Annotated in this window: 18 protein-coding genes; 13 read left to right on the top strand and 5 right to left on the bottom strand. The window is 39.6% G+C overall.

Features of this window, described 5'->3' with window-relative positions; all coding sequences use genetic code 11:
* Positions 1-65: 65 nt before the first annotated feature.
* On the top strand, positions 66-1,376 hold the full coding sequence (locus ACLIBG_RS14505; protein ID WP_439313210.1) for an IS91 family transposase: 1,311 nt from the start codon (positions 66-68) through the stop codon (positions 1,374-1,376).
* Positions 1,377-1,392: 16 nt separating this feature from the next.
* Positions 1,393-1,542 (top strand): hypothetical protein, encoded by a 150-nt coding sequence (locus ACLIBG_RS14500; protein ID WP_439313478.1) that lies wholly within the window; start codon positions 1,393-1,395, stop codon positions 1,540-1,542.
* A gap of 58 nt (positions 1,543-1,600) precedes the next feature.
* On the opposite strand, the gene ACLIBG_RS14495 is transcribed toward ACLIBG_RS14500, so the two are convergent.
* Positions 1,601-1,894 (bottom strand): hypothetical protein, encoded by a 294-nt coding sequence (locus ACLIBG_RS14495; protein ID WP_439313477.1) that lies wholly within the window; start codon positions 1,892-1,894, stop codon positions 1,601-1,603.
* A 374-nt stretch (positions 1,895-2,268) separates the two neighbouring features.
* On the opposite strand from ACLIBG_RS14495, the gene ACLIBG_RS14490 reads away from it, so the two are divergent.
* The 3 genes from ACLIBG_RS14490 to ACLIBG_RS14480 all read left to right on the top strand — a co-directional run bounded on the left by ACLIBG_RS14490 (position 2,269) and on the right by ACLIBG_RS14480 (position 6,187).
* Complete coding sequence (locus ACLIBG_RS14490; protein WP_439313479.1) at positions 2,269-3,777, top strand: malate:quinone oxidoreductase; 1,509 nt, start codon at positions 2,269-2,271, stop codon at positions 3,775-3,777.
* Positions 3,778-3,956: 179 nt separating this feature from the next.
* Positions 3,957-5,429, top strand: coding sequence for a BCCT family transporter (locus ACLIBG_RS14485; protein WP_439313476.1), 1,473 nt, complete (start codon positions 3,957-3,959; stop codon positions 5,427-5,429).
* A 77-nt stretch (positions 5,430-5,506) separates the two neighbouring features.
* Positions 5,507-6,187 (top strand): hypothetical protein, encoded by a 681-nt coding sequence (locus tag ACLIBG_RS14480; protein WP_439313475.1) that lies wholly within the window; start codon positions 5,507-5,509, stop codon positions 6,185-6,187.
* 281 nt (positions 6,188-6,468) lie between these two features.
* On the opposite strand, the gene ACLIBG_RS14475 is transcribed toward ACLIBG_RS14480, so the two are convergent.
* Positions 6,469-7,353, bottom strand: a complete 885-nt coding sequence (locus ACLIBG_RS14475) for a fructose bisphosphate aldolase (RefSeq protein ID WP_439313474.1) — start codon at positions 7,351-7,353, stop codon at positions 6,469-6,471.
* 354 nt (positions 7,354-7,707) lie between these two features.
* Between ACLIBG_RS14475 and ACLIBG_RS14470 the strand changes: the two genes are divergently transcribed.
* Complete coding sequence (locus tag ACLIBG_RS14470) at positions 7,708-7,983, top strand: hypothetical protein (protein ID WP_439313473.1); 276 nt, start codon at positions 7,708-7,710, stop codon at positions 7,981-7,983.
* A gap of 184 nt (positions 7,984-8,167) precedes the next feature.
* Here the strand turns inward: ACLIBG_RS14470 and ACLIBG_RS14465 are convergent, their stop codons facing one another.
* Together ACLIBG_RS14465 and ACLIBG_RS14460 are read right to left on the bottom strand one after the other, a co-directional pair.
* A complete protein-coding gene (locus tag ACLIBG_RS14465; RefSeq protein WP_439313472.1) occupies positions 8,168-8,896 on the bottom strand; it encodes a carbohydrate-binding protein in 729 nt (242 codons plus the stop codon).
* A gap of 56 nt (positions 8,897-8,952) precedes the next feature.
* The gene (locus ACLIBG_RS14460; protein ID WP_439313471.1) at positions 8,953-9,378 is read right to left on the bottom strand and encodes a hypothetical protein; all 426 of its coding nucleotides are present in this window, start codon (positions 9,376-9,378) and stop codon (positions 8,953-8,955) included.
* Positions 9,379-10,133: 755 nt separating this feature from the next.
* Between ACLIBG_RS14460 and ACLIBG_RS14455 the strand changes: the two genes are divergently transcribed.
* From ACLIBG_RS14455 to ACLIBG_RS14430, 6 genes are all read left to right on the top strand, one after another.
* A complete protein-coding gene (locus ACLIBG_RS14455; RefSeq protein WP_439313470.1) occupies positions 10,134-11,171 on the top strand; it encodes a TRAP transporter substrate-binding protein in 1,038 nt (345 codons plus the stop codon).
* A 115-nt stretch (positions 11,172-11,286) separates the two neighbouring features.
* Positions 11,287-11,781, top strand: a complete 495-nt coding sequence (locus ACLIBG_RS14450) for a TRAP transporter small permease (RefSeq protein WP_439313469.1) — start codon at positions 11,287-11,289, stop codon at positions 11,779-11,781.
* Positions 11,778-13,061 carry a TRAP transporter large permease gene (locus ACLIBG_RS14445; protein WP_439313468.1) on the top strand — a complete coding sequence of 428 codons (1,284 nt, stop codon included), beginning with the start codon at positions 11,778-11,780 and terminating at the stop codon, positions 13,059-13,061. The genes ACLIBG_RS14450 and ACLIBG_RS14445 overlap by 4 nt, the downstream gene beginning before the upstream one ends.
* A 61-nt stretch (positions 13,062-13,122) precedes the next feature.
* The gene (locus ACLIBG_RS14440) at positions 13,123-14,064 is read left to right on the top strand and encodes an L-lactate dehydrogenase (RefSeq protein WP_439313467.1); all 942 of its coding nucleotides are present in this window, start codon (positions 13,123-13,125) and stop codon (positions 14,062-14,064) included.
* Positions 14,065-14,140: 76 nt separating this feature from the next.
* Complete coding sequence (locus tag ACLIBG_RS14435; protein ID WP_439313466.1) at positions 14,141-15,112, top strand: C-terminal binding protein; 972 nt, start codon at positions 14,141-14,143, stop codon at positions 15,110-15,112.
* Between the two features lie 157 nt (positions 15,113-15,269).
* Positions 15,270-16,418 (top strand): aminotransferase class I/II-fold pyridoxal phosphate-dependent enzyme, encoded by a 1,149-nt coding sequence (locus ACLIBG_RS14430; RefSeq protein ID WP_439313465.1) that lies wholly within the window; start codon positions 15,270-15,272, stop codon positions 16,416-16,418.
* 302 nt (positions 16,419-16,720) lie between these two features.
* On the opposite strand, the gene ACLIBG_RS14425 is transcribed toward ACLIBG_RS14430, so the two are convergent.
* Positions 16,721-18,439, bottom strand: a complete 1,719-nt coding sequence (locus ACLIBG_RS14425; protein ID WP_439313464.1) for an IS1634 family transposase — start codon at positions 18,437-18,439, stop codon at positions 16,721-16,723.
* A gap of 280 nt (positions 18,440-18,719) precedes the next feature.
* On the opposite strand from ACLIBG_RS14425, the gene ACLIBG_RS14420 reads away from it, so the two are divergent.
* A partial coding sequence (locus ACLIBG_RS14420) for a SpaA isopeptide-forming pilin-related protein (RefSeq protein ID WP_439313463.1) occupies positions 18,720-23,014 on the top strand: 4,295 nt, incomplete at its 3' end.

Genomic DNA, 23,014 nt, shown 5'->3' with positions numbered 1-23,014 from the left:
AAAAGATAAGAATGTATATAATTTAACCCCTACCACGGTGTCGTTTCCTGTGGTATTTTTAATGTATGAAGAAAAACATTTTAAAACAAATTTTCTTTGACGAAAATCAACATTGGGAGTCATTTAAAAAGAAACATAGAGATAGGATCCGTCCAGTAGTCATCAAGGAGGTGGAAAGGTTTCGGGACTGCGGGAATCCGAAAAACGGATTCAAACTTTTTGTTTGTGAAGGCTGCAATGATCCCCGAAAAGTTCCTTATCGATGCAAAGGTCGTTTTTGCACCACTTGTTCTCTTGGAGAGAGTGAGGAATGGAGTCGTCTACTTACAGAAGATGTATTACAAGTGAATCATCGTCATGTCATATTTACAATTGATGAGGGATTACGGGAGATATTTTTATTACATCGTCACCTCCTCAAACCATTGATGGATGAAGCTGCCAAGCTGATTTCGGACTACTTCGGAAAAAAGGCAAAGGTCAAACCGGGTATTATCGCCGGCTTGCACACCTTCGGTTCGCAAGTAAATTTTAATCCGCATGTACATATGTTGGTCACCATGGGAGGGATAACGAAAAAGGGATCGTGGAAAGCATATGATTTTATCCCTTTTCAAATGCTTCGGAAACAATGGCAGACCGTTGTATTGAAGTTAATCCGAAACAACCTGACAAAAAAGGAAAAGAAAAAAGTTCAGTCTCGCTTACAAAAGGCTTTTTCCAAAAACGGAGAAGGTTTCTATGTGTATGCGCCAAAACAAAGAGGAAAAATAAAGGATCAATTACGTTACATTGGCCGTTATATGCGTCGACCTGCGATTGGAATCAATCGGATTGAGGCATATGATGGACAATATGTTACTTTTAAATATATCGATAAAAAAGATAAGCAAGAGAAGTGTGAAACGTTGATGGTAGAAGCGTTTATCATTCGTCTAATCCGCCATATTCCGGATGAGCAATTCAAAACGATTCGTTATTATGGTATGTATTCGAGAAGAAGTAAAAGTTTAAGCAAAAAATTACTAGCTGCATGGCAGCAAGGAAAAAAACGTTGGATACTGAAAGTGAAGAAAACATTACGTCGCCAAACCTGGAGAGAGCGTGTTATTTCCAGTGGGCAAAAAGATCCTATGGTATGTCCGCACTGTGACAATTATTATGAATACATGGGAGAAGTCTGTCCGGAGGACGGCACACTCAAAATAAAAGTAGCATTAACCAAAGAAGCAAGAAGTTATATGGAAAGGGTGATCATCCATCTTGAAGGGATCAAGCAAGAACCAGAAAAAAGGAAAGAGAAAAAAGAAAAAAGGGACCGACCACTTACGTCCGAAGAAGACATTTGTCAACTATCATTGTTTAACGTGTCATGAAGAAGAGGAAATTCCAATGGACGTTGTGAGGGATTTTGACATGATGGATGGAGGCGATCCATTTACTCCACCAAGATTCAGCTGTGAACAATGTGGAGGGGAAATGTATCCGGAATATTACAAAGGAATACATGGACAGGAATATAAATTATCGGACTTCCGCTAATTATGGTGGATAGAAAAGGACCGGGCGGGGTTTGCCCGGTTTTTCTTAACACCTCTAATTAACTGCGTAATTGAATTCCTTGTGCAATTTTTTCATTCACTTGTCTTTCAATACAGCAAAGTTGATCCAATACTCCTGCAACAGAGTTATCCAAGTTGACTAGATCACCTACTGTAGCGGTAGAGTCAATTGCATAATCAACTTTGTCAGCCTCCGCACAAATCAAGTCAGCAACACAAAATTCGGTATAAATGGCTGACAATATGATTAATCCACTTAAACCGTTTGAATTCGTGTTGCTTGCAAGATCCATCGTTGTATTAATTTTTGAGAATACATCCTGATTACTCATTATGATTTCCCCCCTTTCTAATGCTAGTATATTCACTCGTACAAATTGATTTTTGTGCGAACAACTGCATTTTTCCGAAATGTGCGATCATAATGGGTGAAGCGCTGTTCAAGAAGTTACGTGGAATAGGAGGTACAACTTTCTCGGTCAAACTTTGGAGTTTATTAGGTTTAATAGGAGTGTAAATAATGTCATATAACTTTTAATTATTACACGTTATTAATAAATAATATCAACAATAGAACACTCTAATAGCGTATAATTCTGTATAATAGAAACAATAAAGGACTGTTTGATAGATTGTGTTTCGGCTTTTGAATTTATAGCTAGGCACGTCTGCATCCTTTCTACAGACTTCAAGATATAAGGATATGATGAAAATGAGTAACACACAAACAACAGACGTTATTTTAATAGGGGCTGGGGTCATGAGTGCGACGCTGGGAACCCTTTTGAAAGAGCTGGCTCCGGATTGGGAGATGAAGGTGTTTGAAACACTCGCGGAATCTGGCGTGGAAAGCTCTAACGAATGGAATAATGCGGGCACAGGGCATTCAGCACTGTGTGAACTTAACTATACGAAGGAAAATCCAGACGGTTCGGTGGATATAACAAAAGCGATAAAAATAAATGAACAGTTTCAACTTTCCAAACAGTTTTGGTCTTATCTTGTTAATAAAAAGCAGATCAGTAATCCCGACGATTTTATTATGGGCTTGCCTCATATGAGTTACGTTCATGGCGAGCAAAATGTGCAGTTTTTGAAAAAGCGTTTTGAGGCATTATCAGCAAATCCGTTGTTTGAAGGAATGGAATTTTCCGACGATCCGGAGAAGTTGAAAGAATGGATTCCGCTCATGATGCAAGACCGTACATCAAACGAACCGATTGCAGCGACAAAAATTGATTCGGGAACTGATGTTAACTTTGGCGCTTTAACACGCCAGATGTTTGACCATTTAAAAAATGAAAATGTTGAGATTAATTATAAGCATAAAGTATTGGATATAAAGCGCACGGACAATGGCTTGTGGGACTTAGATGTTATCAATGTTGAAAGTGGCAGAGTTACACACCATACAGCGAAATTTGTCTTTATCGGAGCCGGAGGAGGAAGCTTACATTTACTGCAAAAATCCGACATTCCTGAAGGGAAACATATTGGCGGATTTCCAGTCAGCGGGCTATTTATGTCATGTACGAACCCGGATGTTATTGAACAGCATTATGCCAAAGTGTACGGGAAAGCTCCGGTTGGCGCTCCGCCGATGTCTGTTCCGCATTTGGACACAAGATATATTGCGAATAAAAAATCACTGCTATTTGGTCCGTTTGCCGGCTTTTCGCCGAAGTTTTTAAAAACGGGGTCCATCTTTGATCTGGTAAATTCCGTAAAACCGGACAACCTCTTTACGATGCTAGCGGCAGGTGCGAAACAAATGCCTTTGACAAAGTACTTGATCCAGCAGCTGTTACTATCGAAAGAACAGCGGATGGAGGAGCTGCGCCAGTTTGTTCCGAATGCTAAAGCCGAAGATTGGGAAATGGTAACAGCGGGGCAACGGGTACAAGTAATCAAAGACACAGAGGAAGGCGGAAAAGGAACGCTCCAATTTGGTACGGAAATTGTTAGTGCCGCAGATGGCTCGATTGCCGCATTACTCGGTGCATCTCCTGGAGCATCTACAGCCGTTCACGTCATGATTAATATATTTAATCGGTGTTTTCCAGAACATATGGAAGAGTGGGAGCCGAAGTTAAAAGAAATGATTCCATCTTATGGTGTTTCACTGGCGGAAAACCGGGAACTATTCCGCGATATCAATGCATCAACAGCGGAGGTACTTGGTTTAAGGGAAAAAGAGCCGATACAAGCAGGCTAAGTACAAGGCTGGGTGAAATTAGGTGTAGTGTCGTTATATGAAATAAATCTATATAAGAAAGAAGGTGAACATATAAGTGTTTGCCTTTTTTTAATGTTTTTTCAAGCAATTTCATTTATGCATCATTTTCCCAAAATTGCTCATCCTAATTGAAGAGAATGAAGGATGGGGGTTTTCATTTGAATATCACAAAAGTATTTTGGTATGCGGTCATTATATGTGTGACGGTCGTTATTTGGGGATCATTTGCTCCGGAAAATTTAAATCAATTAACAGCTTCGGCGACGGCATTTATTTACAATCGGTTCGGTTGGTTTTATATGTTCGTCATTATTGCTATGATTACTTTTTGTATCTATCTAATGTTTTCTCGGTTTGGTGATATTAAGCTTGGAAAACCCGATGAGGAACCAGAGTTTAGTTTGCCTGCCTGGTTTGCGATGTTGTTTAGTGCTGGGATGGGTATTGGTTTAATGTTTTTTACGACAGCTGAAACAATTTCCCATGCGTTTATTAGTTCGCCTAATGCAGAATCGGGATCGGATCAGGCGATTGTAGAGTCTCTTCAGTATGCGGCCTTTCATTGGGGATTCCATGGATGGGGATTGTATGGAGTTATCGCATTGATTCTTGCTTACTTTAAATTTCGCCAAGGATCCCCTGGCTTGATTAGTGCAACACTTGAGCCGTTGTTCGGGAAGAAGGTAATGCGTGGTTGGGTTGGTCAAATCGTGGATACCCTTGCTGTCTTTGCGACGGTTGTTGGTGTAGCATCGACGCTTGGGTTAGGCTCAGCACAAATTAATAGTGGACTTACTTTTCTGTTTAACGTACCTAGAAACTTTTGGTTTCAGTTGCTTATTTTAGTTATTGCAACAGGTTTATTCATAATTTCCGCCTGGTCGGGACTTGGTCGGGGCATTAAATACTTAAGTACGATAAATATGTGGATTGCAACCTTGCTCGTTATTACCTTGTTTATTGTTGGTCCATCTATGTACATTATCAATATGTTTACAACAACGATTGGAAATTATTTTGGAAATTTTATTGAAATGAGTTTTAACTTAAAGCCGTTGCATGAAGAAGAACGGCAGTGGATTAACGATTGGACAATTTTTTATTGGGCATGGTGGATATCGTGGGGTCCATTTGTCGGCATGTTTATCGCTCGGGTATCTAAAGGGCGCACGATTAGACAATTTATCGCCGGCGTATTACTGGCGCCTACGTTTGTAACGATCATTTTTTTCTCCGTTTTTGGTGTCTCGGCATTAAAACTGGAACAAAGTGGCGTTGCTAAACTATCTGAAATGGCTACGGAGACAGTAACGTTTGGAATGTATGAGCATTATCCGCTTGGGATGATTATGTCGTTCGTGACGGTTATCGTTATTGCAATATTTTTCGTTACATCGGCTGATTCGGCGACCTTTGTGTTGGGTATGTTCAGTACCGGAGGCGAATTAAATCCGGTAAATACAGTGAAAATTATTTGGGGACTGACCTTATCAGCTATGGCTGCCATCGTGATGTATTTTGGCGGAATTGGCGGATTTCAAAACATGCTGATCATTGCCGCGCTGCCGTTTTCTATAATTGTTGTTTTAATGGCTATATCCTTTTATAAATCTGTGAAAGAAAATGGCTGAAAATGCTTAATTTATTTTTGTGGAGCGTGAAGATATAAAAAGGATGACAAAAACCGTTCAAATGAGGTGGATATTTAGTGAGATTACTCAACGTTAGAAGAGGTCAATTTGTTTATTACAACAATCAATTGCATAAAGTTTATGGTATAACCCCTTTTTTTAAACGATCAGTACACTTGTTTCGATTAGAAGATTTTAAACAACAGCTGGCTACCGCTAATGAAATTGACTACTACAAACCGAAACATTTAGATAGTTTTGTTTGTAATCATCACCGATATACATTAGATAAAGATGCAAAGGCGAGGGTCGGCGATTATATTTTGGTTATAAATCCGAAACCGGATTCACTGGATCATCATCATCTTAATTCAATTGAAATGGTATCTTCGATTGAAAAAAATGGTGTAATCAGCAATAAGTCAAATGGGATTAAACATAGTGAATATTGGGTCATGGTTCCAGGTCTAATAGAGGGAGCAACAATTATTGGTCCACAGCGGGATTCGGTTCTGGAGGATGATCAGGACTCTAAAGAAACCGCAACAGTTAAACAGACTGAAGTCGATGGGCCGGGAATGACTATGCCTCGAATAGGCGATGTTTTTCAAAAAAATGATGCCGATCCAATCATTCAAACAATGGTCATTGCTGTTGCGGGACGAACTATTTATTTAGGCGGAGGTTTTAAGGTTGATAAGGAAGAACTGGCGGATAAGGAGATCTGGAGTTATGTGTTGAATGCCTGGGAGCAATAATAGGGTAATAAATCGGAAGCTGATATTGCACGCCAAGAATGGATATGTTCGTTTTAGTGCGGGTATCGCCCATCATGTACGAATATATCGCTCTAGTGTGGATATAACGCTCCCAAGTAAGGATATATTCACTCAAGTGTGGATATATCGCTCCGAAGCACGGATATATGCTTCCAAGTTCGGATATTCTACTCTTCACCTATGGAATACCCATCAAATTCTACACAGAAAAACGATCAGTCAGACGCTGATCGTTTTTGTATTTTTATAAAATGACTCCTTTAAACGGAAGCTTCATAGATGGATTTTACTGCTTTTTCTAGATTGGTATTAAATTCTTCATCTGTCTGGTTCACGTTTAAGTCCTGGCTCAACGCTCTGGAGAAGCTGGCGATGAGGCCGTCATTTGCTTTTAATTTTTCATTGGCGTCCTCTGTAGAGTAACCGCCGGAAAGCGCTACGACACGAACAACCATTGGATGGTCGATGAGTTCCTTATATAAGTTTGTTTGTGAAGGAATTGTCAGCTTGAGCATAACATGTTCATTGTCGCTTAAGTTATCCAAATGTTTTAGGATTTCCGCTTTCATTAATTCCTCACATTTTTCTTTTTCAGGGCTATGAATATCTACTTCCGGCTCGATAATTGGTACAAGGCCTGCTTGAATAATTTCTTTTCCGACTTCAAATTGCTGGTCAACGACACCTTTAATACCTTCCGGGTTGGCCTTTTTAATGACGGAGCGCATTTTTGTACCGAATATATGACGTTCATTTGCGCGCTTTAATAAGCTGTTTAACTCAGGCATTGGCTTCATCATTTGTACGCCATTTTCCTCATCCGCAAGACCTTTATCGACTTTAAGAAAAGGGACAATGCCTTTCTTTTCAGCTAGGTAATCGGCTGTGTACATTCCTTCGATTTCACTATCCATTGTTTGTTCGAAAAGAATGGCGCCTAAAATATAATCGGAATCAAAAGCGGGTGAAGTAATGATTCTTGTCCGCATTTCATGTACTAACTCAAACATTTCGTCTTCGTTTTTATACGCATCTTCCTGGACGCCATAAGCAGCAAGTGCTTTTGGTGTACTGCCCCCGCTTTGGTCCAAGGCTGCGATAAATCCTTTTCCATTTTTTATTTTTTCAAATTGATTTTGTTGCATATTTTCCTCTCCTCTACCGTATTTAAAATTGCTTTACTAGCATAGTAAGGTTCATAAGGCAATGCAAAAATTCTTACAGCTAAATTGTACCATTAAAAGTGGAAAGGTTGTAGTCCTGTGCTTTATTTTAAAAGAAAGTACAATGCGGTCAGAAAAAAACCAAGTAAATTCATGCGAAAGCACAGCTGATATCCGTGTAAACGGAGCACATTTTGTTTTTACACATGCCAACTACATTTCTTCTCCTTCCGCATCGCCAAAATAAGTGGAAGTATCCCCCTGTCTGTTCGTGCATAAATAAGCTTGTCCGAGTCATAATAACGGATAAATAACTGTTAACGGGAGGTTTCCGGGATGGCACAATCAAATATGCACCAGCAATTGCAGCAGGCAAGCCAGCAAATTAAAGATGCTCAAGGAGCAGTTCTTCAAGCACAAGGCGCTGATGCACAGCTATTGGAACAAGCTCATCAACAATTAGAAAAAGCAGAGCATGTTTTGCAACAAACTCAGGATCAAGCAGGACAAACGGCTACAGAAAATGCACAGTTTCAACAAGCATATGAACAACTGCACGATGTCCGGCAACAAGTTCAGGAAGCAAAACAAAACAATAACGATGTCCTTTAACTAAACGCTTCTTTTGGTTAGGTTTAAAATAAGTGATTGTTGTTATACAACATAGAAGATTGCGTTGATTACATTCCAAAATAATATCCCTTCCTATCCTGTTGGTCACAAGTATAGGAAGGGATCCTTTCTTGAAAAAGAATGAGATTTTATCACAAATATTGTTCTAGAAATGCGGTTTGATTTATCGACCGCGATAACTATGAATTAGATTTTGGTTTCTCCCACGTGCAAAGACATCCGTACGATTTGGTCCCCAGGAAACGGCAGCGGGAGCAGAAGTAAGCGTTCCACCTAGACTTTGCCAGTTTACCCAGCGCGATCCATTCCATGAACGCTTATACAATTGGTTATCAGTACCTCTAACGAATACATCCAACCGATTTGCTCGCGTTGAAGCGACAGCAGGTGCTCCAACTAATGTACCCCCCAAGCCTTCCCAGTCGCTCCAATTACTCCCGTTCCACCATTTATGGATAAGGTTGTCGTTTTGGCCTTTCGCAAACACATCAATCCGGTTTGAACCCCAGGATACTGCTGCTGGTGCAGAGGTAAGACTACCCCCTAAGTTTTCCCAATCTTCCCAGCGTGATCCGTTCCATGTCTTTTTATAAAGCTGATTGTTCGTGCCCCGTACAAAAACATCCAATTGATTCGTTCTGAGCGATGACACTGCCGGACTAGACGTTAATGTTCCGCCAAGGCTTTCCCAATTACTCCAACTGCTACCATTCCACCAAATATGATAAAGGGCTTGATCTGTACCTCTCACAAACACATCGATTCGATTTGGGCTCCAAGAAACAGCAGCAGGAGCCGATGTCAAAGTTCCGCCCAGGTTCTCCCAATCACTCCAATTACGGCCATTCCACCATTTATGGTAAAGCTGTTGGTCTGTACCTCTTGCAAACACATCGAGACGGTTTGGTTGCCATGATGCGACTGCAGGAGCGGATGTCAGAGTGCCGCCTAAACTCTCCCAGTTGGACCATCCTCATTCGGTTCATCGTCATCTTCTTCATCACGAATTAGACGTAATGTAATTTCAATTACTTTTGTTAAAATGCGATTTGTCATGTTTTGTGAAATGTTGAATTGATTGAACAAAAAATTAAACCATGGTACTTGATTTTGCAATTGCCGATATAATTGAGAGGCAGTTACGTCACTGTTTGCCTGATTCAATGTATAGGTAACTACAAAATAATACATGTAATCCACTAGTTGTCTGTTCATTCCTGCTTGCTGAAGCTCTGTATATAAGTTGTTATGTTGCGATCGAAGCACTTGCATAATTTCTTGTACACTTGGTTGTTGACGTGTTTCCATACCCATATACGGATGTGGATAATAATTCACAGGTACATATGGAACATAGTACGGGTATTGATACATTTGTATCCCTCCACTTTTTCAACAGCATATGCAATCGCTTAATGAAATGGGAGTGTGTAATTAATTCACAAGATTTATTTGAAAATTACGTAGATGCGAGATGGTATTGAACATCATGGAAGCTATAGGAGTAATGTTAAAAACCGGTGCCATACTTTTAATAACTTTTTTAAGACTTAAGATATGCAAAGATAAATACCGTATATTTATTCCAATTGATAAATGAATGTGGGTCGTTATGTATACTGGATCAAAAATAAATCATTATTTAAAAGCTCCCACAACCATTGTTCTTGCACTTTTGTCAACGTATTACAATTACCCCGCATAAAACATGTGAAAAGACTATTTACAAATAGAGAAAAATAATTTATCATGTTGTATACAGTATACTGTATTATGTAAAGGAGTGGTGATTTATTTAGAACCATGTAAATTGAAAGCGATTGCTACAATTTTTCATGCTTCACATACTTCATTTTTTACAGAATTGTAAAACCAATATACAGATTACCAGATGTCCTTTATTCATTCAACTCATATATAAAAGCATTTAATGTGCCCAACTAAGTTTAGGTTAATAAAAATTAAGGTGACCAGGTAATGTATGAAGATAGTTGTCGATATGACTAGAAAGCAGCCTTTGACATGATGCAGGTTGTTTCTGCTTAGTTTCTAGACTGAGTAAGAATTTATAGGACAAGCAAATTACGATTTTCTAATGTTTCCATATTATCCAAGGAGGATTTTAATTCATGAAAAAGATTATTTCTATTTTGCTCATTTCGGTTTTAGTATTAGCAGCTTGCGGGCGTCCCGACGAAGGTGGCGGTTCAGCCAATGAAGGAAACAATGATGGAGAAGGTGGCGGAGATAATTACACGATCCGTCTCGCTTATCTCGTGTCAGAGGAGCAATCAACACACCTTGCAGCGGAAGACTTTAAAAAGAAATTGGAAGAAGAGTCTGATGGCCGCTTGAAAGTTGATCTTTATCCAAACGGGTCACTTTTTAGCTCGGACAGGGAAGCGGTTGAAGCAGTTCAGCTTGGGAACGTAGAAATGACGATTCCAGCGCTTGCATCCGTATCCTCTTTTAATAAGAAATTTATGGTATTTGACTTACCTTTCTTGTTTGATGACTATGATGCAGCCTATAAAGCACTTGATGGAGAGATGGGTCAGCAATTATTGGACGAGCTAGAGGAAAATGATTTAAAAGGACTTGTTTATGCGGAGAATGGTTTCCGTCATATTTCCAATAATGAAGGACCTGTTGAAGAACCAAGTGATTTGGAAGGTTTAAAATTCCGTACAATGGAAAACCCACTGCAAACAGATACATTTAAAGAATATGGTGCGAACGCTTCTCCTTTTGCTTTTGGAGAGCTTTATACAGCATTGCAGCAAGGTACTTATGATGCAATGGAACAGCCTATTTCTTTACTCTACACAAACAAATTTTATGAAGTGCAAGATTATCTAACATTGAGCAGTCATTTTTATGCTGCTACTATTTTGCTAATGAATAATGATTTTTACAACAACCTTCCGGAAGACTTGCAGGAGCTTGTGATGGAGGCATCTGAAGAGTACCGTACAGAACAGCGCAAAATAGCCCAAGAGCAAGATAAGGAATGGCTTGAAATTTTGAAAGAAGAAGGAATGGAAGTGAACGAGCTCACGACTGAACAAAAAGAAAAATTCCGTGAACAAGCACAACCTGTTTACGATAAGTATACGCCTGAGTTAGGCGAGGACTTGGTTGAGCAAGCTTTGTCTGCAAATGAGTAAATCAGTCAATTAAATAAAAAACTATTGGAGAAGGAAATCAGCATTGTCTGATTTCCCTTCTTTACCTATAATGGGTTCTTTTAGAATCTTTCAAACAATGAAAAGGGTGTGCGGCATGGGTAAAAGGTTTGCACGGATGGAGGAAATTTTATTAGTTTGGACATTAATCCTAATGGTAGCTCTGATTGCAGGTCAGGTGTTTGGCCGGTATGTGCTGCAAAGCGCACCGAGTTGGACAGAAGAAATGGCCAGATATATTCACGTTTTTCAAGTATGGCTAGGTGCCAGCTATGCAGTCAAAATAAGAGAGCATATACGAGTGGAAGCGTTTATTAATTTATTTCATGGAACGGTTCGAAAGATCATGGAAATGGTTTCTGTCATTATTTGGTTTGTTCTCGCTTTGTTTTTGGCGGTATTTGGAACGAAGCTTGTGCTGGACAGTTTGCGCAATGGCCAGGTGTCGCCAGCTATCCAGATACCTTTTTGGATTCCTTTCCTAGCGATCCCAATTGGTGGTGCAGGCATGGCAATACGACTAGTTCAACAATTAATTCGTATTTATAAAGGAAATGATGACAAGCTGGAAAGTGGGGGAGCAATCCAATGACTGTAGCATTATTATTTGGAACGTTGTTTGTATGCTTGTTAATCGGCGTGCCGATTGCGATATCCCTTGGTGTATCAGCGCTTGTTGCCATTTATTTCGGGACGACGTTGCCGTTAGATATCATTGCCCAGAAGGCTTTTACAGCACTTGATTCATTTCCATTATTGGCCATTCCCTTTTTTATGCTCGCAGGTATTCTAATGGGAAAGGGTGGCGTTTCCAAGCGCTTGCTTGATTTGGCAACGGTAATGGTTGGCTGGATTACAGGCGGATTATCTTTGGTGACGATTACGGCTTGTATGTTTTTTGCCGCAATATCCGGTTCTGGACCAGCAACGGTAGCTGCTATTGGCGGATTTATGATCCCGGCAATGGTAGCGAGAAAATATGATGGTGGGTTTGCTGCAGCGGTAACGGCATCAGCCGGGTCCATTGGGGTTATTATACCGCCAAGCATTCCGTTTGTACTCTATGGAGTAATCGGCAGTGTTTCTGTTGGCAGCATGTTTATGGCAGGTATTTTGCCTGGGATGCTGGTCGGTGGAGTATTACTTCTTCTATCTTTTTTAATGTCAAAAAAACGTGGGTATAAGCCCGACAATGTAAAGAAAATTAACTTTAAAGATTTACTTAGAGCGATTAACGATGCGAAGTGGGCATTATTAATACCGGTTATCATTTTGGGCGGTATTTATGGTGGTGTTTTTTCGCCTACAGAAGCAGCAGTTGTTGCGGCGGTATATGCACTTTTCATTGGAAAATTTGTTTATAAAGAATTGGACTGGAATACCATTTTTGACGGTTTTCTTGAAACAGTTGTTATTAATGCAACAACGATGATTATTATCGGATTATCTGTTTCTTTTGCTTATTTTATGACGCTGGAGCAAATTCCCGCAAGCATTGCCAGTTTTATAACAGGCCTTTCTGATAGCACGGTCGTTATTTTGCTTACAATTAATGTTCTTTTGTTAGTTGTCGGAATGTTCATCGACACAATTTCTGCGCTTGTTGTTTTAACACCGATTCTTTTACCGGTTGTTACATCTGTCGGAGTAGATCCGATCCATTTTGGTGTTATCTTGGTTGCTAACCTTGCCATCGGATTTGTTACACCTCCGCTTGGAGTTAATTTATTTGTTGCTTCAAGTGTTGGCCGTATTAAATTTGAAAAAATTGCGCTTGCGGTTATTCCGTTTATCGTATCAATGATCATTTGTATTTTAGTCATCACATACGTGCCGGCATTATCATTATGGATCCCAAGCATGTTTGATTAACTTAAAAATGATGGACTTCACTAACGTAAATCATATATACACAATTGAAAGAAGGGATAGCGTGACACAACATAAAGTAGTAGTCGTTGGAACGGGAGCAGTTGGTGCAACTTATGCATATGCCCTTTTAAATCAATCGATTGCTGATGAAATTGTATTAATTGATATGAATGAAGATAAGGCAAAAGGAGAGGCCATGGATTTGAATCATGCCTTGCTCTATGCGGATTCTCCATCCCGAATAAAAAGCGGCAGCTATGCAGATTGTGCTGACGCAGATATTGTATGCATAACAGCTGGTGCCAGTCAAAACAAAGACTTAACACGTCTCGATTTTGTGGAGCAGAATACGAAAATCTTTCGTTCGATTGTCGATCAGGTAATGGCTTCTGGCTTTGATGGTATTTTTCTAATTGCTTCTAATCCGGTAGATATTATGACGTATGTAACGTGGAAATTTTCCGGGCTTCCAAAACATCGCGTCATTGGCTCGGGGACAATATTGGATACAGCAAGATACTGCTATAAGGTAGGCGAATACTTTAATGTAAGCCCACAAAGTGTAAATGGGTATATCGTTGGTGAGCATGGAGATTCTCAAGTTGCTGCGTGGAGTGCAACGACAATTGGCGGAAAATCGGTTCTGGATATGATCGATACGGATAACCACGATCACCAAAAAGACCTTGAAAAGATTTCAGTTGATGTACGTGATGCTGCGCAACATGTGCTGCAAACAAAAGGTGCGACGTATTATGGTATAGGGATGGGACTGGCAAAATTAACAAAATCGATTCTGCGAAATGAAAATGCAATCTTTCCAGTCTCTGCCTATATGAGTGGGGAGTACGGTCTAAACGACATGTATATAGGGGTTCCTTCAGTTATTAATCGCTCCGGCACAGAAAAAGTAATCGAACTAAAGTTAAGTGGGGATGAACAAGCCAAGCTTTTACATTCTGGTAAAGTATTGAAAGATATTATTAATACGGTTCATTTATAACGTCTGCGCTAGCTGTGCATAGTGGCTGTTAGTCAATTTGTTTTAGACAAAAATTAATATAGTAGGAGGAAACCCGATGGAAGCAAAAGCAAAGGTTTGGGTTTTAGATGGTGCGGGATTAACACATGATAAAGAATTTGAAGTATATGAGCAGCACAATATTGACTATAAACTGACAACAAAAGAGACGCTCCAAAAAGATTTACAGGAGTTTGGCAAATATGCGGACGCTGTTGTTGCCCAAGTTAGTATGCATGTGACGGAAGAACTCATTAATCAACTTGAAAACTGCAAGGCCATATTCACCTTTGGTATAGGCTTTAACCACGTGGATCTGCAAGCTGCTGAAAAGCGCGGTATTACGGTGAGCAATTTGCCGGACTATTGTGTTGAGGAAGTATGTGATCATACAACGGCACTATGCCTCACTTTACTCAGGAAACTGTTTGCTTATAATAAAAAAGTGAAGCAGGGAGGATGGGACCCGACCGACACAGCACCTATCCATCGGCTCAGTAATTCGGTGATCGGATTATTAGGCTTTGGAAAAATTGCCCGTGAAGTAGCAAAAAGATTAAAGCCATTTGGCGTGACTATTATCGCCCATGATCGCTATGCAGATGAAGCTGCTTTTAAAGAGAACGGTGTAAAGGCTGTTGAATTTAATGAGCTGCTGGAGCAGTCCCATTTACTCAGCTTGCACGTTCCTTTAACAGATGAAACAAAAAATCTGCTTAACTACGAAAAGATGAAAATGCTGCCTACAGGTGCGATGATCGTTAATACATGTCGAGGCGGTGTCATTGTCGAAGAAGATTTAGCACAATTGATTAAAGAGAAACATATTTCAGGTGCAGGGATTGATGTCTTACTCCAAGAGCCACCGAATGCAGATAATGAGCTGTTGAAGCTCGAAGAAGTCATTGTCACTCCGCATGCTGCTTATTTTTCAGCGGAAGCGGAAGAAGATTTGCAAGTAAGGACAGCCCAAAATGTCGTGCGCGCAATTGAAGGAAAGCAGCCGCATTATATCATCCCTGTTTCTTGAGGAACAAATAATTGCAGGTTAGTTTAACTAGCACCTAGTATGTGCACGGAATGAAAAATGCTTTTTTTAGAGTAGAGCTCCTTTCCAGTGCACAAAGGTGATTTTCATCATAATTTATGAAATGAAATGATTTACATCATTAGAAGGAGATTGCAAAATGATTAATTCAAAAGCTGAACAGCTGCAGGTCCCCGAAATTCGCCAGTTTGCCAATCAAATAGAGAATGTTCCGGATGCTGTTAATTTTACAATCGGCCAACCTGATTTTCACACGCCGGACTCGATTAAAATAGCCGGTGTACAAGCCATTTTGAATAACGAAACCGGCTATTCACACAATGCCGGCTTGTTGGAATTACGTCAGGCGGTCGCTTCCTTTTTTCAGGATAAATATCACTTTTCCTATGATCCGCAAACAGAAATTATTATAACGAACGGGGCAAGTGAAGGAATTGATTCTATCTTTCGCACGATCCTGAATGAAGGCGATGAAGTGATTCTGCCAGCGCCTATTTATTCGGCATATGAGCCGCTGATTCACTTATGCGGTGCAAAGGTCGTTTATCTCAATACTGCGGATACGGAGTTTTTGCCATCCCCTGACCGTCTGGAATCTTTGATCACTTCCAAAACGAAGGCTGTTCTGTTTAACTACCCTTCTAATCCAACAGGCACCATATTACATAAAGCGTTGCTGGATGAACTCGTCGCCGTTATGGAAAGGCATCAATTATTCGTCATTTCTGATGAAATATACAGTGAGAATACATATAGCGGTGAGCATTGTTCATTTGCATCGTATCCAAGTTTAAAGGATCAATTATTTCTTATTCACGGACTGTCAAAATCTCACTCCATGACAGGCTGGAGAATTGGTTTTGCGATGGGGCCGGCACATACCATGGAGCATGTCCTTAAAGTACACTTGTACAATTCTATTTGTGCATCACTACCAAGTCAAATGGCAGCCATTGAGGCGTTGACGAATTGCCGCGATGCACCTGTTGAGATGAACAAGTCGTATAAAAAACGTTTAGCATATGCACAACAGCGACTAACAGACATGGGGTTAGATGTTGTAGAGCCAAGTGGTGCACTTTACATCTTCCCATCTGTAAAAAAATTCAACATACCTTCATTTGACTTTGCAACAAAGCTTTTACATGAAAAAAGTGTAGCTGTTGTTCCGGGCAGCGGTTTTACTGAGTACGGTGAAGGGTTTATCCGTATATCCTATGCTTGCTCCATGGATGTTTTAAAAGAAGGCATGGATCGTCTTGAAGCATTTGTGGAGGATCTAAAGTAATAGCACATATAGTAAATGAAGAGAAACAGGGTGTATCTTAGACAATTATTTTTCTATGTCTTAAGATACACCCTGTTCATGTTTTGTCTCACGATTATTTTATTTACACAGCAATTTGCTGGCTTCGACACCATACTTCAAATTGTATAAAAATTTTGTAATATTATATACAAAAAATTGTAACAATATGTTACTATATATATCCTAAGTTTTACAGTGAAATCATTTAAAAACACCCCTTCATCCCTTGGTACATCTAAGGGAAAGGGGTGTCTTATTTTGTCCTATTTTCATAGTGAAATTTATCCTTTTTTCGTCTGTGCTAAAATTTTTTTAATTTCTCCTAAACGCCGGTATCTGGCAGAAAAATCAATTTGAAATTGCTCACCAATTTTTTCTAAAATATCATCGTAATAATCGAATAAGTAGTAATTCTGACTGAGTTCCGTACATTCTGCTTTTCGTAGACTATTCAATAATTGTGGCACTGAATACTTTCCTTCCATCTCCAGTTCCAATATGCGGGCAATGGTAAGAGACACAAAACAGGTTAAAAAGTGCGCTTCAATATGTTCTTTTCTGGATACATAGACTGGGCGTGCTTCTAAATTGCTCTTGGTAACACGAAACGTCTCCTCAATGCGCCACAACCCCCTATACATGTCAATGATGGCATCGTCCGTTTCCTTATATTCACTGGTAATCAATACATAATATCCATCCAGTGCTTCCTGTTCCTTAATTTTCTTTTCATCCAACTGTAACTGCTTCTTCGGGGTCAGGATTTCACCTGTCTTCTTATCGAAGGTTATATTTTTAATATAACTGCTGGCTCCCATTGACGTGGCTCGTTTATAAGCCCCTGGCTTTTCAATCAAGGACCGTGCCTTTTGAAGAACTTTCTCTCGTTCATATTTAGCTTTTTTTGCGTATTTTTCACTCCAAAACACGACTTGCTTTTCATGCACTTGTTTCGTTGCTTTTTTCCCGTTTTTTGTTGTCACTTGAATATCTCTTGGATAGAGCCGTGACTTCCGTTTGTATTCTTTTCCGAGCCATTCGTATCCATTCTCATTGATTACGTAAGCTTTGAGTTCTTTATTTGCCCCGCGCACAGACATACTAAATACATAGCCATCTTTTGCTGATAACGTATACCAAATGTTATCCCTGGTAGTCATGCCTTTGTCTGCCACGACAACTGCACGCTTGATTCCATAATCCAATTTCATTTTTTTGAGGTTTGGACGATAGGTCATACAGTCATTTGTGTTGCCAGGGAATAGTTGATACGTGATCGGTATGCCTTGATTATCCATAAACAATCCCATTTGTACAATCGGGTTGGGACGATGTTCTTTGGAAACTCCTTTACGTCGATAGTCCTCCTCATCCACTGTGTCCGTTTCAAAATAATAATTAGTGACATCATAGAATACACGGGAGGTATCCCGCCCATACTTTTCTGTTATCTGATCATGCAGCCACTTTAACACGTCATCCTTTTTTTTGTTAAAAAATGTCAGTGCCCGGTAAACATCCTGAAGATTGAAGTTATTTCTTTCAAAAAATAAATATCGATTTTCAAAGGATTGGTATTTGGAACCCGGACACAACAGACGTGTAAAAATTAATAATTTAAAAATAATGTTGGTATCAAAAGCGAAGTTGCGGCGATGAGAGCGATTTTTCCAAAAGGTATGTAAACGGAGATGATGATAAATATGGCTGAATATGACATGACCGAAATTTTTTCGATATGCCTTTTCTTTCTCCAATTTTTCATTAATGGACAATTCCAAGCGTATGGGTTCTTTCTGTTCCTTTTTTGCTTTTTTTAATTCCTCTACACGCTGCTGGAAGTGAGCAATCGGATCATCGTACTGTTTTTCCGCCTCATCCAGGTAGCCCAGGCTTTCAATGGTAACCTGCCTGGCATATTTCTTTACTTTATCGTAATAAGAATCAACGATGCTTAAATGAATCCGTCCATTCTTCGTTTTCGTCTTTTTTAAATACATCTCATCACCCGCTTATATTTCTGATTATACCATATTTCGCTATAATACGCTATTAAAGTATTACAATAAATAAATAAAAAAATAACTGCTCCAGCGTGATAGAGCAATCATTAGGGTCTTTATATATAAATGGGAACTGTAAAACTACGGTGGCTTCGACACCATACTTCAAATTGTATAAAAATTTTGTAATATTATATACAAAAAATTGTAACAATATGTTACTATATATATTAAGATTACACTTATGTCATTATACTCTTAGATTGGGGGATTCACAATGAAGAAGATGTTTTACATCGTAGCCATAGTAACTTTAATTTTCACCCAATATAGTCAAGCGATAGTTATGGTTGCCGATAGTAAGAATACGGACGAGAGCATCGTTATATCACTTGAAGAAGAAGCTACGACGGAAAATTCGACATTCAACGTATCTGTAAATGAAGAAATTGATCAACTAAATGTGGTATATCCCGAAGGTTCGCTTATGAACGTTGATTTTAAAGAAAACACTCAACTAAAAATGGATAATAATAAAGAAAAGAACATTTTACATATTACTTTTTTAGAGGAATCGAAAGAAATTACGTTTGCTCTTACGGATTTACAAGAAGGTGAAAACCGGATTCAATTTGAGGGATTAAAAGAAAAGCAATCTATCGCTAATAAGGATTTTACGTTTCAATTATCCTCAAGTGACAAACAGAACGAGGATGATACTCTGAAAGAAAAAAAACAATTATCCAGCGATAGAAAGACAGTAGATAATACGGACAAGGAAAATACCGACAAGAAAGATACAGAGAAAAGTCAGGACGAACCACAGAAATCTTCTGATAGTAACAATTCGCAGCAGGGTAACTTTGGTGTACAGTCGATGATTACGCCCTTTTCAGGAAACTTGAATGTGGATATTGACATATCACCGCAAAATGCAAACGTGCTTTCTGGGAATGACGCAGCGTATAAACTCGTCTTTAAATCTACAGGGTCAATTGCTGAATACACGAACGCGACTATTCATGTTGATTTACCAACGTCAGAAAACGTTCTATTTAATCAGGCGCTCACAGAGTTGGAAATCGCTGGTATTCAACCAATTTATGATTCTGAAAATAGTAGATTAGTATATCAATTCGATACATTAAAAACAGGTCAAACGTACGAAAATATCGTTAAATTACAAACAAAAAATGGTTATATCCCTAATGGCACCCAGCTTACAGCAACTGCTTTTTTTGAAGCGGATGAGCAAGCACAAGTTAATGATGAAGCGTCGGTTGTCGTGGATGCATCGAATCCTGTAAGTATTACGAAGCAATTTTCAGGTGTTCAGGATAATGACCGAAACTTTCCTACACCAAATTCTCAAACAGTATGGGAAATCAATGTCGATATTCCTAAAAGCAATATTGGACAACTCTACCTTGAAGAAAATTCGCAAATAACCGTAGTAGATACATTACCGGAGGGACTAACTTATCAGTCGACAACGAATGGCCCTGAACCCGAGCAAAATGGAAATCAGTTAAGTTGGACTTTTGATGCACCTGCGCTTGCAGATCAGCAAGCGGCAGAAGATACATTATTTAATGCAAGTATAGAGGTAGTTTTAACCGCTGGAAATAATACATTAGACCAGACACTTGAAAATAATGCGGAAGTAGAAGCGTTATTTATTGGAAATAATCAGACCACTGCTAATACGAGTCATAGTATAAAAATTGTAGATTCTGATTCTGCATCAGGAGATATTGAAGGGACTTGGTATGTTCCGATTCATGTTGGTCCGAAAGATGACGAGGGGAATGTAGCCCCGGCCTCTAATAAAAATTCTAATCCAACTGTATATGATGATGCACTTTTAGCCTTCTCACATGGCATTGCTCCTTTGCCTGAAAGTCAGTATGGCGATTTTCAGAAGTATATAACGAAGTATAATATTGATTCAAATTTAATTTTTGAAAAGTTGAAAACGCCTGGGGGATTTATTTATAGACCGAATAGCAACTATCCAAGTGGGATCCCATTAAAAAACAATCCTGTATTTAACATTGAGGCGGAAGTAAATGGCGTAAAACAGCTCCTTATTGAAGATGCAGAAATGGGGAAAGTTTATAATCGCGCTGATTTAGGAATTGATGAAACAGCAACCGTAAGTGCAATTTATTACGATTTTACGTATGCCCCGAGCGGTATGTTAAATGTTGGTAGACCGAACTACTATTTTGGGGTTGAACCCGGATATACAGGGTCGGTAACGAACGATTGGGATGTACACGGAGTGGATGCAGACGGAAACTCATTCAGCAATGAATATAATACAGACCCTCTTGCAGGGCCGAGATCTGCTCAAGTTGCACCCAAACCAACCGATCAGCCTCCTATAGCTACAGTAGGGGTGGAATTAATTGACCATCAAAGTTCTTATGTTGGTGCTGGCGAAAACCGCATGCGTATTGACTTAAACACAGAAAGCAGCTCTACTTTAGCAATGAATGAACCACTGGAAACAGTTGTCTTGCTACCGTCAGGCATTCATATATCCGGAAATCCAGATATAGCTTATATGGATGCTGACGGTAAATCATCAACAGGCGGTGACTATGTAGTAATTAGTGACAACTATAATAATAGCGGAAGACAACTTGTAAAGTTTAGTTGGAATGATCCTTTGCTTCGGCCGAGCCGTTCGCTATCTGCAGAGATTAATGTTCAAATAGAAAAAAGTGCGCCAACTACATTACCGTTTGATGTGTATGGGTTTTCCAGAGATGAGGAGTTAACCGTACCAACAGTGGAAAACCCTGGATTAACGGATACAGTTTTACAAACGGATACAGAGGATTTAAACCAAAATAGCATTTCAGATCAGCCCCGCTTAAAATCAGGAAATGTCTATTACATTACTGGTCAATATAATATTCAAACCGAAAAATTGATAAAAGGACAGCTGGACGATAGTTATACCCATTTCGGAAGTACCGTTCCAGGAGGTTCCATTGACTACCGTTTAACATTAACTAATACAACAGGGAAAGATATTTCAAGCATGACATTGATAGATGTGATGCCGTCCGTAAATGATCTTGGCATTACCGATAACATTGATCGTGGCAGCCAATTTACTCCTGAATTATCTGGAGCGATTCAGCTTCCATCATCATGGCAAGAGAAAGTGAATGTTTACTATAGTACAGTGAAAACACCAGAACGTGATGATTTAATTAAAAATACGGATTATCCGGAATCTACGGAGAAACTTTCCAATCCTCCGTCTGCAGAAAATCCAAACTGGACATTAGAGGAAAATGTAATAGATTGGTCAAAAATTCATTCATTTAAAATGGAATTAAAAGATGGCGTTGAGTGGATTGATGGAGAAGGTATTACAATTAACTTCTCAATGCTTGCACCAGAAGCAAATGAAGTGAATCAAGACATACTAGATAAAACAGTAAACCCATCAGAGCGAGCAGCATGGAATTCATTTGCCATTGCTACGGACCAAGGTCAGCCAGTAGAGCCTGCACGCGTTGGTGTGTACATGAATTTAGATAATTCCGTACAGTTGACAAAAACAGGCGAAGGTGGAGAAACGCTTGCTGATGCTGAGTTTACTTTGCGTAATGAAGCAGGTCAAGAACTAGAAACAGGTTTAATTACGGACGGAAATGGTATTCTTATCGTCGAAGATTTATTGCCGGGGAGTTATGAGTTTATTGAAACGACAGCTCCAGCAGGATATCAGCTGGACGAAACACCTATTTCGTTTACAATTGACAATGCCCAACAAGTACAAGTTGAAGTGAGTAAGGAAAATGAATATGCTCCTGGTTCCGTTGAGCTTACAAAACTTGGAGAAGATGGGAGGACGTTAGAAGGGGTTGTATTTGAGTTACAGGATGATGCAGGCACAACCTTGCAAGAAAATTTAGCAACCGATGAAACAGGTACGCTCGTAGTTGATGACTTGAAGCCGGGCAATTACCAATTTGTCGAAACAGCAACCATTCCAGGATATGATCTGGATGCGACACCCATCCCATTTGAAATTGCGATTGGACAAACGGAAGCAGCCGAGGTTAGCTTTGAAAACCCACTAAGTACCGGATCAGTGGAACTGACAAAAGTCGGTGAAGAAGGAAATACCCTAGCAGGAGCGGAATTCACCTTAGAGAATGGAGCTGGGGAAAAATTACTAACGGGGCTCACGACCAATGAAGCAGGCATACTTGTTGTCGAAGACCTGAAGCCAGGCAATTACGCATTCATCGAAACGAAAGCACCATTCGGCTATCAGTTGGATGACACGCCGATTACATTTGAAATCGTGTTTAATCAACAGACAGCAGCTGAAGTCCAAGCAGAGAATCAGTATCTTCCAAGCACGTTCGAGCTAACGAAAGAAGGGGAAGACGGTCAGCTGTTGGAAGGTGTCACATTTGCATTACAGGATGCCAACGGCAGTCCATTGCGAGAAGGCCTTCTGACGAATGAAGCAGGAAAACTAACGATTGATGACTTGACGCCAGGCTCTTATCAATTGGTGGAGACAGCCACCGTGCCGGG

Source organism: Virgibacillus sp. W0181 (assembly GCF_051846915.1).
Taxonomy (GTDB): domain Bacteria; phylum Bacillota; class Bacilli; order Bacillales; family Amphibacillaceae; genus JBPYCR01.
The sequence above is the reverse complement of the archived record's forward strand: the minus strand, read 5'-3'. Positions and strand labels throughout refer to the sequence as shown.